The 13,988-nt window shown below is 42.2% G+C and carries 14 protein-coding genes; 7 read left to right on the top strand and 7 right to left on the bottom strand.

Going from position 1 to position 13,988, the window contains the following annotated elements; translation table 11 throughout:
* Positions 1–85: 85 nt before the first annotated feature.
* From FIV01_RS14260 to FIV01_RS14250, 3 genes are all read right to left on the bottom strand, one after another.
* Complete coding sequence (locus FIV01_RS14260; protein ID WP_152431565.1) at positions 86–277, bottom strand: hypothetical protein; 192 nt, start codon at positions 275–277, stop codon at positions 86–88.
* A 73-nt stretch (positions 278–350) separates the two neighbouring features.
* Positions 351–806 carry an Hsp20 family protein gene (locus tag FIV01_RS14255; protein WP_152431564.1) on the bottom strand — a complete coding sequence of 152 codons (456 nt, stop codon included), beginning with the start codon at positions 804–806 and terminating at the stop codon, positions 351–353.
* 457 nt (positions 807–1,263) lie between these two features.
* Positions 1,264–1,770 (bottom strand): GlcG/HbpS family heme-binding protein, encoded by a 507-nt coding sequence (locus FIV01_RS14250; protein ID WP_152431563.1) that lies wholly within the window; start codon positions 1,768–1,770, stop codon positions 1,264–1,266.
* Positions 1,771–1,932: 162 nt separating this feature from the next.
* On the opposite strand from FIV01_RS14250, the gene FIV01_RS14245 reads away from it, so the two are divergent.
* The gene (locus FIV01_RS14245) at positions 1,933–2,607 is read left to right on the top strand and encodes a response regulator (RefSeq protein ID WP_152431562.1); all 675 of its coding nucleotides are present in this window, start codon (positions 1,933–1,935) and stop codon (positions 2,605–2,607) included.
* Positions 2,591–3,985 (top strand): sensor histidine kinase, encoded by a 1,395-nt coding sequence (locus tag FIV01_RS14240; RefSeq protein WP_152431561.1) that lies wholly within the window; start codon positions 2,591–2,593, stop codon positions 3,983–3,985. Before FIV01_RS14245 ends, FIV01_RS14240 begins: the two co-directional genes overlap by 17 nt.
* 308 nt (positions 3,986–4,293) lie before the next feature.
* Here FIV01_RS14240 and FIV01_RS14235 read toward each other — a convergent pair whose 3' ends face one another.
* From FIV01_RS14235 to FIV01_RS14225, 3 genes are all read right to left on the bottom strand, one after another.
* A complete protein-coding gene (locus FIV01_RS14235) occupies positions 4,294–5,739 on the bottom strand; it encodes an aerolysin family beta-barrel pore-forming toxin (protein ID WP_152431560.1) in 1,446 nt (481 codons plus the stop codon).
* Between the two features lie 208 nt (positions 5,740–5,947).
* Positions 5,948–6,421 (bottom strand): hypothetical protein, encoded by a 474-nt coding sequence (locus FIV01_RS14230; protein WP_152431559.1) that lies wholly within the window; start codon positions 6,419–6,421, stop codon positions 5,948–5,950.
* Positions 6,418–7,185 (bottom strand): winged helix-turn-helix domain-containing protein, encoded by a 768-nt coding sequence (locus tag FIV01_RS14225; RefSeq protein ID WP_152431558.1) that lies wholly within the window; start codon positions 7,183–7,185, stop codon positions 6,418–6,420. The genes FIV01_RS14230 and FIV01_RS14225 overlap by 4 nt, the downstream gene beginning before the upstream one ends.
* Before the next feature lie 269 nt (positions 7,186–7,454).
* Between FIV01_RS14225 and FIV01_RS14220 the strand changes: the two genes are divergently transcribed.
* Positions 7,455–8,276 (top strand): HDOD domain-containing protein, encoded by an 822-nt coding sequence (locus FIV01_RS14220; RefSeq protein WP_152431557.1) that lies wholly within the window; start codon positions 7,455–7,457, stop codon positions 8,274–8,276.
* A 5-nt stretch (positions 8,277–8,281) separates the two neighbouring features.
* Here FIV01_RS14220 and FIV01_RS14215 read toward each other — a convergent pair whose 3' ends face one another.
* Positions 8,282–9,187: a DMT family transporter gene (locus FIV01_RS14215; protein ID WP_152431556.1), complete on the bottom strand. Its 906-nt coding sequence runs from the start codon at positions 9,185–9,187 to the stop codon at positions 8,282–8,284.
* Between the two features lie 132 nt (positions 9,188–9,319).
* On the opposite strand from FIV01_RS14215, the gene rmuC reads away from it, so the two are divergent.
* Genes rmuC through ubiB form a run of 4 tightly spaced genes read left to right on the top strand, consistent with a single transcriptional unit; the run spans position 9,320 to position 13,960 of the window.
* Positions 9,320–10,870, top strand: coding sequence for a DNA recombination protein RmuC (rmuC, locus tag FIV01_RS14210; RefSeq protein ID WP_152431555.1), 1,551 nt, complete (start codon positions 9,320–9,322; stop codon positions 10,868–10,870).
* Between the two features lie 56 nt (positions 10,871–10,926).
* Positions 10,927–11,709, top strand: a complete 783-nt coding sequence (gene ubiE / locus FIV01_RS14205) for a bifunctional demethylmenaquinone methyltransferase/2-methoxy-6-polyprenyl-1,4-benzoquinol methylase UbiE (protein ID WP_114787681.1) — start codon at positions 10,927–10,929, stop codon at positions 11,707–11,709.
* Positions 11,710–11,723: 14 nt separating this feature from the next.
* Positions 11,724–12,329, top strand: a complete 606-nt coding sequence (locus tag FIV01_RS14200) for a ubiquinone biosynthesis accessory factor UbiJ (protein WP_152431554.1) — start codon at positions 11,724–11,726, stop codon at positions 12,327–12,329.
* The gene (ubiB, locus tag FIV01_RS14195; RefSeq protein ID WP_152431553.1) at positions 12,326–13,960 is read left to right on the top strand and encodes a ubiquinone biosynthesis regulatory protein kinase UbiB; all 1,635 of its coding nucleotides are present in this window, start codon (positions 12,326–12,328) and stop codon (positions 13,958–13,960) included. The genes FIV01_RS14200 and ubiB overlap by 4 nt, the downstream gene beginning before the upstream one ends.
* The last annotated feature ends 28 nt before the right edge of the window (positions 13,961–13,988 follow it).

The following is a 13,988-nucleotide window of genomic DNA, read 5'->3' as shown; positions in this document are numbered from 1 at the left end:
ATTATGGAGATAAAAAGATAGCAAACGGGCACTTGGCCCGCTTGATCTTTACGCATCGAGAATCACGATCTGTTAAATTATCGTATTACATATGGGGGCGGCTAGGTTGCCGAATCGCCCATTGGTCGGGAATATTTTGGAGTTTAGGTTTAAGATAATAACCTTGTTTGAGTTCGGTATAAGCGTCAAAAGCGCAATCACCAATCTCATTTCTAGGGCAAACATGAATGCCATTTCTCGAAATCATTTCGGTTTTACAAGATGGGCAAACAGTCATTGTATCCTCCTTGAAAACATCATTCTTCAAAAAATGTATCGGTGAGAGCTGCATGTGCAGCTCTCGAGTCAGGTTACTTTTTATGCTCAATCGCCTCCTTTTTGTTTACACTGATTTCAATACGCTTTGGTTTCATAGCTTCAGGTATTTCTTTCTTAAGGTGCACAGTCAATAGCCCATCTTTCATATCGGCACTAGTGACTTCTACATATTCAGCGAGGTTAAAGCGTCGTTCAAATGAGCGATTTGCTATGCCTTGATACAACAGCTTACTTTGCTCATTATCAGTACTTTCTTTCTCGCCTTTGATTGTGAGCAATCCATTCTCTACTTGGATGTCGATGTCGTCCTGCGAAAAGCCAGCTACTGCAAGTGTAATGCTGTACTCGCAATTGTTTAGCATTTCAATATTGTAGGGAGGATACCCACTGGGGATGGGATCTGAACTCAGCGCACTGTTGATTAATGCTGCCATACGGTCAAATCCAATTGTAGTACGGTAAAGTGGTGTTAAATCAATTGAGTTCATAACATTCTCCTAGTGAAGCAATATTAATAGATCAATCAAAGTATTTAGGTTAATCAAGTGATGACTTAACCTCAGATATTTTATATGCAATCTATTTCTTCATATCAAGATCTTTAAAATATAAATTTTTTATATGTATATAACGTGAAGGAATAAAAATCTTCCTTTGTTTGTCACAAGATAGGTAATAAAAAAAGAGCGTTAATGATTGCAAGATACAGCGATCATTGTTCTTTGAAGCTGAGGGGATAATTTTGTTTCAAGAGCTACAACCAATCGATAAATAAAGTAGTGATATAGTCGGTTGTTTATTTTACACTGAGGTGGTGAAGCATAGGATACACTAGCTTTGGATTCTAGAGTCGTTAGATAACGCCGAACTGAAAATAGGTGGAGTGGACCTAAACTAACTGATGCCATAGAGCTTTACTCAATATGGCATCGTATTCCCTAGATATTAAAGTACCGTTTTAATTGCGCTTTCTGCGCAGGCTGTATCTAAGTGACCACCCGGTGCGCCACCCACGCCAATAGCACCTACTATGGCATTGTTAACTTGGACTGGTACACCACCTGCTAAGAACAATAAGTTGTCATCCATGTTTTGCAGTGGCTGAAGAATAGGTTTGTCGGCGATCAGATTCATCAGATTCCCAGAAGGCTGTTTCATGCTTGCCACGGTAAAGGCTTTTTTGCGCGAGCTTTCCAAAGTATGAACGCCTGCACCATCAGAGCGCAGCTGAGCAAGTACGTTACCTGACAGGTCAACTACAGTTGCTGTCACTTTATATCCATCAAGCTCACACTTATGCACGGCTTCCTTAACCAGCGAGAATGCCGCTGTTGAGGAAATTTGATTAACAGAAACAGTTTGGTTTTTTTCTGCTGCTGCAGAGCTAAAAGATAGGGCAGCAGAGAACAGACCAAGAGCGGTAACTAGCGCGTTTTGTTTTAAGTTTTTCATAATGACTCCATCTAACACATTGTTGTTATCAACACAGTCAGACTACCAAGAACACTATTACCAGAAGCTTGCCCAAAGATTACAAAAATGTAATCTAGATGAAATTCACCAACTATTGTTGATAAAGTAGATTGATACAAGCGCCATCAAAGTGAAAGGCTCATGAAAATATTGTTGATAGAAGATGATGCTCATATCGCTCGTTTCCTGCTTAATGGGTTCCAGCAAGAGGGGTGCACAGTAACCCATACGGTTAATGGTGTTGACGGGCTGCACGAAGCAAGCACGGAGTCTTATGACGTGATTATCCTAGATCTGATGTTACCGCTGAAAACAGGTTTTGAAGTGCTCGAACAGTATCGAGGCCAAGGGTATACAACACCAATTATTATTCTCAGCGCGAAACATTCGGTGGAGGAAAGAGTCGTTGGGTTAAAAGCTGGCGCGGATGACTATTTAGTTAAGCCCTTCGCTTTCCCTGAGCTTTTAGCGCGGTGTCAGTCGCTCTTTCGCCGAGGAAAGCAAAGCTCACCTCAGTCTTATGAGCTGAAATATTATGATCTGACTTTGGATTTGATGAAACATTCATTAGTGAGGGCGGGTAAGGCTATCGCTTTAAACCAGCGAGAGTTTTTATTGATGAAGCTTTTATTGGAGAACCCAGAGGTTGTGTTGTCAAAAACCGCGATACTAGAGCAAGTTTGGGGGCATCAATTTGATCCTCAAACCAATGTGGTTGATGTGTTGGTTTGCCGCTTAAGAAGTAAGGTTGATAAGGGTTTTGACAAACCGCTGATTCACACACTGAGGGGAGTTGGCTATGTCCTCAAGTCGTAATATTAAACAGGCGCTTATCAGTGCTGAAAAGAAGTTATTACTGCGCTTCATCGGTTTGCTTTTATTTTGCCTGCTACTGGTAGAGCTCGCTGTCGGCATGCTTTTTTTCTATGATCTTTATCGCGCTGAAACCAAAATACTTACCTCTATGGCCTCGGAATATCAGCGCATATTGAAATATGATTCTGCGCAGCGTTTAACTCATGTGCTGGAAGCAAACCCAGAACGTTTGATTGATAACAAGATTAGCGTGTTTGTGACTGAAGCTAACAAACCAGATCAAGTAACGCTTATCGTCGGAGATGAAATGCTTTCACCTGATCTTGGTTCAAGGGCGCAGCAACAAGAGAGTGGCAATTGGATCGAACGCTTCATTTTCAATCCTTATCTTGTTGTGCCAGTAAAAGGCGATACACAGAACTTTTGGTTAGTGCTTGATAACCAAAAGCGTTACGTGATTGCGTTTGAAAACTGGATAACGACCGTGTACGCAATGCTTGTTATGTTAGTGATTACTTCAATCTTTACCCAGCGGATTATTCGCAATGCTATGACCCCTTTGGTGACATTAGGCAACTTGTTAGAACAGCTTCGTCACGGTAAGTTAGACAGTATAGAGCCGATCAAAGCACCGCAAGGGTTAAGCATTGTTAGTGCAAGCGTTCAAGAAGGAGTGACCAGTTTGCATCATACTACGACAGTACTTAACACCACAGTTGATGCTATTGCTCATGATATTCGTACTCCTTTATCTCGAATTATGCTGTCTTCGCAAACCGCTCTCATGAGTGAAGAAGATACCGATGAGAGTAAAGTAAAAGAGGCTTTAGCTGACTGCGCTGAACAGGCGATGCAGGCTAGTAATATGCTGACCGCATTGATGAAGTTAAATGATGAGAGAGTAGGGAAGCGTAAGATAAAAAAAGTCTCAACCAATATAAATGAGGTGGTAGAAAAGGTATCAAGCTGGTTTGAAGATGTCGCTGAACAAAAGAATATCACTCTAATGACTACGTCAGTTGAAGAGGTGGTGATTGAATCAGACCCAGATAAGCTGACTCAAGTTTTAGTTAATTTAGTGGACAACGCGATCAAATATACACCTGAAGGTGGGCAAGTTACTGTCGATATTGAAAAGTCGTGTGATAAAGGTGTGGCAATTCATGTTATTGATACAGGAATTGGAATTGAGTATAAATACCAATCACTCATTTTCGAAAGATTATATCGAGTTGATACGAGTCGCAGTAACACTGAGGGTTATGGACTAGGGCTATCAATCGCCGCGGCTATGGTAGATAACTTGGGTGGGACGATTAAACTATCGTCACAAGTTGGCCAAGGCAGTCGATTTAGTATTGTGCTATCGCATAGTTAAAAGGTGATTTTTTAATTATATATATCAGGTTTTTTATATTATCAAAAGGATAAAATTATAATATTTATTCTTGTTTCATGAATCATTTTTCATTCATGCGGATGCCCTGCTCAGTCTATGGACTCACCTAACTATTTTTTGCCACGCTAAAGATTGATGAAATTAGTAATGGTGGCGTAGAAGTTGTAAATAATGTTAGATGTGCTCAGTAAGAGCACAGCCTGATAATAATCTAGACTTTTTTGCTATCAATGATAAAGCGGAAGAGTAGGTAGCCACTCTTCCGTTTTTTGGCTTAAGAGCCTGTTTTACTCGTTGACAACTTTGATGGAGAATTCTGCGTTGCTAAAACCCAGTCTGTCGAGTTCTTGCTTATCAAAGTCACTCGACACATCAACAGGTCTTTCTGTATGTAGATGTTGTTTTTTAATGGCGCTGGCCTGGCCTATTTCTATACTTCCAGCAAATTGAGACTCAGCGTAAAACTCCCCAGAGACATAGGAGTAAAATGGTCTTAAACTTGCGCCTGTTGTGTGCTGCATATTTTCAAGGCCATATTCATTGATTGCCCAGCTCCAGTCCCACCATTTCACTTCACCATTAACGTATCTATGGTCCCATTGATAGCGAAGATCGGCAGAATGGTTGCTAGCTCGTCCCATGGTAAAGGTGTGGGTATGATTTGGTCTATTACTAGGATGCGTAAACCATGCATTACCGCCCCAACGCAAAAACCCATTGAATGTAACGTCGTAGCTGATATTCGCCCCAAAACGATAAGGGTAAGAGATGCTTGCGCGATAAAGCTCAACTCGAATTGGAATTTCAGAGTTTGCGGGTACCATAGGTCTTGCTTGAAGCATGATATTCTCGCTGTCTGATCCGCCATTGGTACTGGCAAAGCTTTGGTTGGATTCAAGGTTGATGGTCAGCTTAGTATCGCCAACCAGAGGCCATTTAAAGGTATTTTCGGTCGTCACTTTCTGCGCAAAACCAAAGCTGTTTGATTTTGACCAGTTTGTAGACTCGTTAACTTTTAGATCAACCACAACCTGTTGGGGGATGTCGGTATAGTTTCTCGCCACAGCAGTAATGGTTTTGACCAGCTCGCGAGATGACTCGGTGACGTCACCATGCCAAAAATCATCTTTATTAAGGGTGTAGGCAAAATTACTTATGGTCATTTTGGTCTTTTCGTTGCAGCGATATCCGTTACAGGTACCATCTTGATTGCCTTGAATTACCCAATTATCACCTTCACGCCTTATATCCATATCTTCTCCGACATATTGGCCGTGATTGCCGCCTACCCACGCATAACCTAAATAGTGTGCTAGATAGCTAAGTGGTTTAACGAAATTTTCTTGATTGGTTACAAGTCGGTACTGGATATCAAGCTCATTACCTTCGCTTATTGATCTGGATTGATAGTGAGGGATGCCAGAGATGGCTTTCTTGGGGTAGCACCAAGTCTGGTGGTTTGATAAATCCTGCTTAATTTTTCCATAGTAACCTGGGCCCATAATCACCCAATTGTCGTCAAGTCCCGTAATTTGCCATTTGCCCATTCGAGCCACGAGATAATCCTTGTGTTGAGCTGCCTCGAACCTATTTATTGGGCGATACTCTGACCGGCAAATATCTTCACCAAGCGTATCAATAACAAGCTGATCGGGATAAATCTTTGCATGAAGACTTGTGCTTGAAAAAATGAAGATAGCAATAGAGAACAAGGGCACTTTGATGGTTGGCATGGATATTCCCCTTTATGTCTGTGACGTTGGTGAGGTTACATACTGTTGTTAACGATTTGTTAACTCCGAGGTGTTTACCTTTCCATACTCAGAAATATTGAGGTATTGAAAAGAATTGAAATTTATTCCAGTTAAAAATCAAATGCTTGTGGTATTTTGGTTGTTAACAAATAAAGAAAACAAGACGGTGAGCGAAGTTGGATTGACTTTATTGAGCTAGTTCGCGCTTGGCCAGCAGCTTTGCTCGGCCGCTGGGTTGCTCTCGGATAAGGATGTAATCGTCCGCTGTATATAAAATCTTAATATCTACCGAATAGGGATCATTGTTGAGTAAGAGGTAGGGAGAGATGCTTGTATCATCTATGCCTGATCGTAAACTTTGTACTGACATTAAATCAAGTGTTCCAGACAGAGAGAAACCAAATTGGTCAAATGACTTTGCTTTACCAGAAAAACGAATCACTACTGGATCTTGCATTGAACTATCTTTTAGCGAAGCAAGGTGGACGACATGATTATTTTCAATACGGGTGAGCCCGTCTGAGCGAAAGACCTTCTGGTTTTGTTGGATGCGTACTTCGGTATGCTGATAGTGATTTCCCTCTACCTGATTTGACCAAGGAAGAGCGAGCACAAAAAGAAACACGATTACGGAACAGATGAGAGTTAGATAGGGGATCATAATTGACTCTCTTCAAGAAAACTTAATATCTGGTTTGAGACTATATGTGGCTGCCCATGAGTGTAGAAGATATTGATAGAGCGGCGACGATTTCTGTCCATTATTGATAGCTCCGCATACTGATCATTTTGTTCGAAGTACACAACACAGCGGCATTGATGCTTGGAAATTAAGGCGAGAAGCTCTGGATTTAGATGAGTATCTGGAGTACGAATGACATCAATCATATCTATTTTTCTTATTATTAGTGAGTGCTTACTGTTTACGTTTTCCCAGTGCCAGCCATAGGATTTACTAAAAGCGAGTAGGCTCGCGGAAAATAACAAGATAAAAGCGGAGAGATAACAGATAGAGAACCTGTAGTGGTGAAAAATGGAGTTAGGTTGATCGTCAACTGTGACTTTGCTTCTAGGTGCTGATATGTCAACAAAAGCTTTTTGTATGGCCTCTCTCTGGACCGTTTTTTGCGTATCGCAAGCAATACAGTCGTTAATTAGTCTATAACCTACTTTGGGCACGGTAACTATGGGCGATTCGTTGGCACCTAACTTCAGCAGAGCATGTCGCAGTGAACTGATGCTTTTAGCAAGAGAAGTCTCGCCAACATATTGATTTCCCCAAGCGTGTTGGATGATGTCGCATTTCTTAACAACATTGGGAGAGTGTTGGATTAGAAGCTCCAATACTTGTGCTTCTCGATAACCAATCTTGGCGCTTGTATTACGATTGGAGAGTTTGCTACTAAGGGTATTAAATAAAATCATATCATCAAAGTTAGGCAGCAACTCGAAGGCTTACCGATCACCACCAATGGAATATTTTACTCAAGGTAAGTACATGAATGTGCTTTGATCAATTAAGGAATAACTGGCTTTGAACTGACATGTATAATTTGTGTGAGTGCTATCAATTATATGAAACTAGGTGCTTTTGTTTTGCGCTGTGGCTTGGATGTGAGAGCTCTAGCTTATTGTTCCGTTTAGTGATTTCTGTCCTATATTAAGTGAGAAAGGTGTTGTTTACGGGGGATGATATGAGCTATCAAGCGCTAATTTCAAGAATCAATGAACTGCCTAGAATAGAGAGTGTGCTTCAAGAGCTTCTTGAGATGGTAAATAGCGATCAGATTGATTTTAGTGAGTTGGCAAAAAAGATGGCCATGGATCAAGTTTTGTTAGCTAGGGTGCTGAGAATGGCCAATTCTGCTCAGTTCGGCGGCGTTAAGGGTGTGTCGAACATTAATGATGCAATCGTACGAATCGGTACTGGGGCTATTCGCAATTTAATATCCTCATCAATTCTGGCTTCTACCTTCCCTAAGTTGGAAACACTTAATATCAAAGACTACTGGGCCAGTACTTTTGAGGTAGCGACTGTCGCTGGTGCGTTAGCGAAGGAAGTCAAAATTGACCCAAACGAAGCTTTTATCGCTGGGATATTACATAATATCGGTGAGCTTATGATTCACTCTCTTGAGCCAGAAAAAGCTTTGGAGATCAATCGGCGTGTTGAAAAGGGTAGTAATCCTATAGAGGTACAGAGAGATGTCCTTGGGGCCGATGCTCAGCAGCTTGGAGCTGCTTTAGCTGAGAGTTGGAAGTTTCCTGCCGAATTGATTGATGCGATTGCCAATGTTAATCACCCCAACAAGGCTGTAGAGTCGAAACGATTGGCCTGCCTAGTCTTTCTGGCTAGGGATATTCACCAAAGCTGGGATTCAATGAGCGCTAAAGAGAAGCTGGGGTATTTAAAAAAACACAAGGCTGCTATAGCGCTGAACCTAGACTCTAATCTAACAGAAAAAATTGATGCAGTTAGAGGCCAAGGGAGTGAAATGGCATACCAGCTGTTTTAGTACCGCTAACACGAAGGCTCGTATTGGTTCTTTCTCCTAAACCTCATTTGTTGGATGACTAAGCCTGCAATAATAAGTACAAGCCCTATCAAGGTGGTTGGGTGGATGTGCTCCTTGATGATTGTTGCAAGTAGCACTAGGGAAATAAAGGGAGACGCAAAAATAAGATTACTGATCCGTGCGGTATTTTGGGTAAGTTTTAATGCACTTAGCCAGAGAACGAAGGTGATACCCATTTCGAATAAGCCCACGTATGTTGCTGCTAGCCAGCCCTGTGAAGAAATATGGTTCCAACTAGCGCCCTCTATCCAGCTAATCAGCAGTGCACACGGCGTTGCGACGAGAAAGCCTAGCAAAACCGCTACTATAGGGTCGGCTTTATTCTTAGTATTGAGTATCCAGTAACCCGCCCATAATAAAGTCGATAGTAGGGCGAGGCCTACGCCAAGCGGACTGTCAAAGGTCATACTTAAAATGTCACCTTTAGTCGCAATAACAATGACTCCAAAGTAACTTAAAGCACACGCAACCCAGTCTTGCCTGCGTATTGTTTGCTTGAGAAATACAGCAGCCATAACAGTCAGTGTGATTGCCCAACTGTAATTGATCGCTTGAGCTTGTGAGGCTGGCAGCAGGTCATAAGCTTTGAACAGAATAAGGTAGTATGACAAGGGGTTAATTACCCCAAGCAAGATGTAATAGAAAGGATTGGCGAGAAAAGTTGAACTAATGGAAGATAACTTTCTTTGCCAAGCGCATATTAAAGTTAATGCAAGTGTCGAAACTGTACTTGCGACAGTGAGCATTTGTATAGGTGTTAACTCTGCTAAGGTGAGCTTGAAGGCTGTGGCCACAGTCGACCATAAAAGTACAGCAGATAGTCCTAAACCGATTGCACGACGTTCGTTCATGACATTCCCTTGCCTAGATAGATACAACTCAAGGCGCTAGTCTATCGGTTTGATATTCAACCATCAAACTGGACATTTATCCAGTGGTAAAATACCATTTAACATATGGAAAATATGAGTTAACCCCTGATTATGCAGTGGATTCTAGATAATTTGACCCTAGTTATGGTCGTAATAGGTTGTACGCTTCTAAGTGGTGTTGCAGTTGGCTGGTGGGTAAAGCAGAAAATGACCTTAGGTCACCAGCTTTTAAAACAGCAAATGGAATCGGCTCGAGAATTATCAAATGAGCAGATTGGCCAGTTACAAAAAGCCCTAGAACAAGCAAATCAAGAGCTTGATCAACTTGACTCAGAACGAGATAAAGCGGCTTATGAGTTGAAGCAAGTGCATGGCCAGCATATGGCTTCGTTGGAAAAACTTCGCTATTTGGAAACACTTAAACAGGAGCGTCAGCATTACGCCACTCAGCTTGATATTAGTCGAGAGCAAAAAGCGCAACTTGAAGCACAGCTTCGAGAGCAAGATGCAAGACATCAAGAAGAAAATAAAGCCAACCAAGAAAAGTTGCAACTGCTGGAGCGGGCAGAAGTTCGTCTCAAACAACAATTTGAGCAGTTAGCGCATCAGCTATTTGACGCTAAAACAGCGAAAGTCGACCAGCAAAATAAACAAAGTTTGGATGCGATATTATCGCCGCTGAAACACCAGTTGGAAGGCTTTAAGAAGCAGGTTAATGACAGCTTCAATATAGAAGCAAAAGAGCGTCATACTCTGGTTCATGAGTTAAAGAATCTTCAGAGGCTTAACGAGCAGATGGCCCGAGAAGCAGTTAACCTAACTCAAGCTCTCAAAGGTGATAACAAACAGCAAGGCAATTGGGGTGAGGTGGTTTTAGCGCGTGTGTTAGCTGAATCAGGTTTACGTGAAGGGCATGAATATCAGACGCAGGTGAGCTTACAAGATGAGTCAGGTAAACGCTTTCAGCCAGATGTCATTGTTTACTTGCCCAATAATAAACAAGTTGTTGTCGACTCAAAAATGGCTCTGGTTGCTTACGAGCGGTATTTTAATGCCCAATCCGATGAAATGAGAGATAAAGCCCTAAGTGAACATTTACTCTCAGTAAGAGCACACATTAAAGGGCTATCGCAAAAGGATTATCATAAGCTGAAAGGGATAGAAACCCTAGACTATGTATTAATGTTCGTGCCAGTAGAGCCTGCTTTTCAGTTGGCCATTCAGGCTGATCCGAGTTTAGTTAAAGATGCGCTAGAGCAAAACATTATTTTGGTGAGTCCAACCACATTGTTGGTTGCCCTTCGCACGATAGACAACTTGTGGCGCAACGAGCGTCAAAACCAGAATGCACAAGTTATCGCTGACAAAGCGAGCAAATTGTATGACAAGCTGCGCTTATTTGTTGATGACATGCAAAATCTTGGTGGCGCATTAGATAAAGCAAATCAGAGTTATCAAGGAGCGATGAACAAACTTGCTAGCGGTCGAGGCAATATGATTCGACAGGCAGAAAGCTTTAAACAGCTTGGGGTTGAAGTAAAGAGGCCTATTGCGCCCAGTGTAACGAATTTGGCAAGTTATGATGGGTTACAGGAAAATAATTCTGGACTTGAAAATGATTCTATCGATGAAAGACAACAAGCTGAGGATAAAGTAAACTAATCGCTCGCAGCGCTGAGGTCGTATTAATTCATAACGCTGCTTTAAGAGGAATTGTCATGACAGATACAGGCGAGAAGTTAGATACCGCTATAGAATCAAATGAAACCACGCATTTTGGCTTTAGCACGGTAGCCAAAGAGGAAAAAGTCGCTAAGGTTGCGCAAGTCTTTCATTCCGTTGCTGCAAAGTATGACATCATGAATGATTTGATGTCGGTCGGGATCCATCGCTTGTGGAAAAGATTTACCATTGATTGCAGTGGGGTTCGCCCAGGGCATAAAGTGCTTGATTTAGGTGGTGGTACTGGAGATCTGACGGCGAAGTTCTCACGAATCGTCGGTGATAAAGGGCATGTCATCCTTGCTGATATCAATAACTCAATGCTCAATGTCGGCCGTGACAAGCTTCGTGACAGTGGTGTTGTTGGTAATGTTCATTATGTTCAAGCCAACGCTGAGGAATTACCGTTTCCAGATAATTATTTTGATGCTATCACTATTAGCTTTTGTCTTCGTAATGTAACGGACAAAGATAAAGCGCTAGCATCAATGTTTCGGGTTTTAAAGCCAGGTGGTCGCTTACTGGTGTTAGAGTTTTCTAAACCTGTATTTGAGCCATTATCGAAGTTGTACGATGCGTATTCCTTCCACCTACTGCCAAAAATGGGCGAACTGGTGGCCAACGATGCAGAAAGCTACCGTTATCTTGCTGAGTCCATTCGTATGCATCCCGATCAAAATACACTCAAAGGTATGATGGAATCGGCAGGCTTCGAAAACACCAGTTACCATAACTTGACCGGTGGTATTGTTGCTCTTCATCGTGGTTACAAGTTCTGATAGGGAAAACCTTTATGCCCTTTGAAGCATTCATTACTGCTGCTGTCGAATCAAGCATGAACATCTTAGTTAACGATGATCCTGAGCTGGTGCGTCGTCTTTCACGGCTAAAAGGCCAGGTGATCCAAGTGCATTTAAGAGAGCTCAACAAAACCCTTACCTTTGTGTTTAGCCACAAGATTGATGTGCTTGCTGCTTACGAAGGCGAACCAGACTGTTATCTATCACTTAACCTTGCCAGTTTATCAGAGCTAAGAGAGCAATCGAATATTACTCAGTTGATTAAACAAGATAAATTAACGCTTGAAGGTGATATCCAGCTAGCGCAAAAGTTTTCTCAGTTGCTATCTGACTGTAAGCCAGATATTGAAGAGTGGTTGTCGAGAGCAACAGGAGATGTTATCGCTCATAATCTAGTCCAAAGTGCTTCAGGACTTAGAGAATTTGCTATAAGGCGAGCTGAAAAGCACACCAATCATCTTGCACAAGTAATCACCGAAGAATGGAAGTTAGCTCCAGCGTCTTTGGAGGTGGCACATTTTTGCGATCAAGTGGATGATGTTGCGAGTTGGACCGCTCGTGTGGAAGCAAAATTGAATAAACTTATGGACAGAGTATGACTCCAGCCGAATTAAGACGACTCTATAGAATTATCAAGGTCCAGCTTGAATATGGTTTGGATGGACTTCTTCCTGATCATCAGCTCGCCAAGGGGCCTTTGTTTGCCAGAAAAGCCTTATTTTGGATTAAAAATCGACATGGTGATAAGGAATTGGGTGAGAGGTTACGTCTGGCACTTCAGGAGTTGGGACCTGTTTGGATAAAATTTGGTCAGATGATGTCGACTCGGCGCGATTTGTTTCCGCCCCATATTGCTGACCCTTTAGCGCTTCTTCAAGATCAAGTATCTCCCTTTGACGGTCACCTCGCTCAGCAGCAGATTGAGAGCGCCTTGGGCGGACCGATTGATAATTGGTTTACTGAATTTGATATTACTCCACTTGCTTCGGCCTCTATTGCCCAGGTTCACACCGCGAGACTCAAATCAAATGATCAACAAGTGGTGTTAAAAGTCATTCGTCCCGATATTCGTCCAGTTATTGATGCGGATCTAAAACTTATGTACCGCATGGCGCGTATAGTGGCGAAAGCCTTGCCAGAGGCGCGTCGCTTGAAACCTGTGGAAGTGGTCCAAGAATATGAGAAAACTCTGCTCGATGAATTAGACCTGCAGCGTGAAGCGGCTAATGCCATTCAGCTTAGGCGAAACTTTGAAGGCAGTGAAGAATTGTATGTTCCTGAAGTTTTTACTGACTTTAGTAATAAAACTGTCATGGTTTCTGAGCGAATATATGGCATCCAAGTGTCGGATATCGATGGTTTGAAAGCTAACGGCACTAATATGAAGTTGTTAGCTGAACGTGGTGTCAGTGTGTTCTTTACCCAAGTGTTTCGAGATAGTTTTTTTCATGCAGATATGCACCCAGGAAATGTTTTTGTTAGCTTGGAGCATCCAGAGAACCCACAGTGGATTGGTTTGGATTGCGGCATAGTTGGTACTCTAAATAGTGAAGATAAGCGATATTTAGCAGAGAACTTTCTGGCCTTTTTTAATCGAGACTACCGCCGTGTAGCGGTGCTTCATGTTGAATCAGGTTGGGTTCCACAAGATACGAATCTTGATGAATTCGAGAGTGCTATACGCGTGGTGTGTGAGCCTATTTTTGCTAAACCACTGTGTGATATATCATTTGGTCATGTGTTGTTGAATTTGTTTAATACCGCTCGTCGCTTCAATATGGAAGTTCAACCGCAGTTGGTTTTGTTACAAAAAACACTGCTTTACGTGGAGGGTTTGGGACGTCAATTATATCCACGACTTGATTTGTGGCAGACAGCGAAACCTTTCTTGGAAGAATGGATGATGAATCAGGTCGGCCCTAAAGCTCTGTTGAACGCAGTGAGGGACCGAGCGCCGTTTTGGGCAGAAAAATTACCTGAATTGCCCGAGTTGCTGTATGACAGCTTACGCCAGGGTAAAATGATGAATCAGCGCATGGATGAGCTGTTTGATGGTTATCGTGTGAGTAAGCGTCAGCAGCTGAAAGGGAAGTTTTTATTTGGGGTAGGTGCGACATTAGTCGTATGCTCAGCAATATTGGTAAACAGCCAGTATGATCCGCTATCCTTGGTTACAGCGAGTGGTGGTGCGATTTTTTGGCTGCTTAGTTGGAGAGCCTATCGCCGTTAGGCGATAGATTTTAATTGATTTGAAATAG

Source organism: Vibrio aquimaris, assembly GCF_009363415.1.
Classification (GTDB): domain Bacteria; phylum Pseudomonadota; class Gammaproteobacteria; order Enterobacterales; family Vibrionaceae; genus Vibrio; species Vibrio aquimaris.
This window is presented reverse-complemented; position numbering and strand designations above follow the sequence as displayed.

Bases quoted from the DNA above. Each gene is read 5' to 3' on its own strand.
- FIV01_RS14215 (WP_152431556.1), bottom strand. From the start codon at position 9,187: ATGAACGAACGTCGTGCAATCGGTTTAGGACTATCTGCTGTACTTTTA.
- FIV01_RS14240 (WP_152431561.1), top strand. From the start codon at position 2,591: ATGTCCTCAAGTCGTAATATTAAACAGGCGCTTATCAGTGCTGAAAAG.
- ubiE (WP_114787681.1), top strand. From the start codon at position 10,927: ATGACAGATACAGGCGAGAAGTTAGATACCGCTATAGAATCAAATGAA.
- FIV01_RS14260 (WP_152431565.1), bottom strand. From the start codon at position 277: ATGACTGTTTGCCCATCTTGTAAAACCGAAATGATTTCGAGAAATGGC.
- rmuC (WP_152431555.1), top strand. From the start codon at position 9,320: ATGCAGTGGATTCTAGATAATTTGACCCTAGTTATGGTCGTAATAGGT.
- ubiB (WP_152431553.1), top strand. From the start codon at position 12,326: ATGACTCCAGCCGAATTAAGACGACTCTATAGAATTATCAAGGTCCAG.
- FIV01_RS14220 (WP_152431557.1), top strand. From the start codon at position 7,455: ATGAGCTATCAAGCGCTAATTTCAAGAATCAATGAACTGCCTAGAATA.
- FIV01_RS14255 (WP_152431564.1), bottom strand. From the start codon at position 806: ATGAACTCAATTGATTTAACACCACTTTACCGTACTACAATTGGATTT.
- FIV01_RS14235 (WP_152431560.1), bottom strand. From the start codon at position 5,739: ATGCCAACCATCAAAGTGCCCTTGTTCTCTATTGCTATCTTCATTTTT.
- FIV01_RS14250 (WP_152431563.1), bottom strand. From the start codon at position 1,770: ATGAAAAACTTAAAACAAAACGCGCTAGTTACCGCTCTTGGTCTGTTC.
- FIV01_RS14225 (WP_152431558.1), bottom strand. From the start codon at position 7,185: ATGATTTTATTTAATACCCTTAGTAGCAAACTCTCCAATCGTAATACA.
- FIV01_RS14245 (WP_152431562.1), top strand. From the start codon at position 1,933: ATGAAAATATTGTTGATAGAAGATGATGCTCATATCGCTCGTTTCCTG.
- FIV01_RS14200 (WP_152431554.1), top strand. From the start codon at position 11,724: ATGCCCTTTGAAGCATTCATTACTGCTGCTGTCGAATCAAGCATGAAC.
- FIV01_RS14230 (WP_152431559.1), bottom strand. From the start codon at position 6,421: ATGATCCCCTATCTAACTCTCATCTGTTCCGTAATCGTGTTTCTTTTT.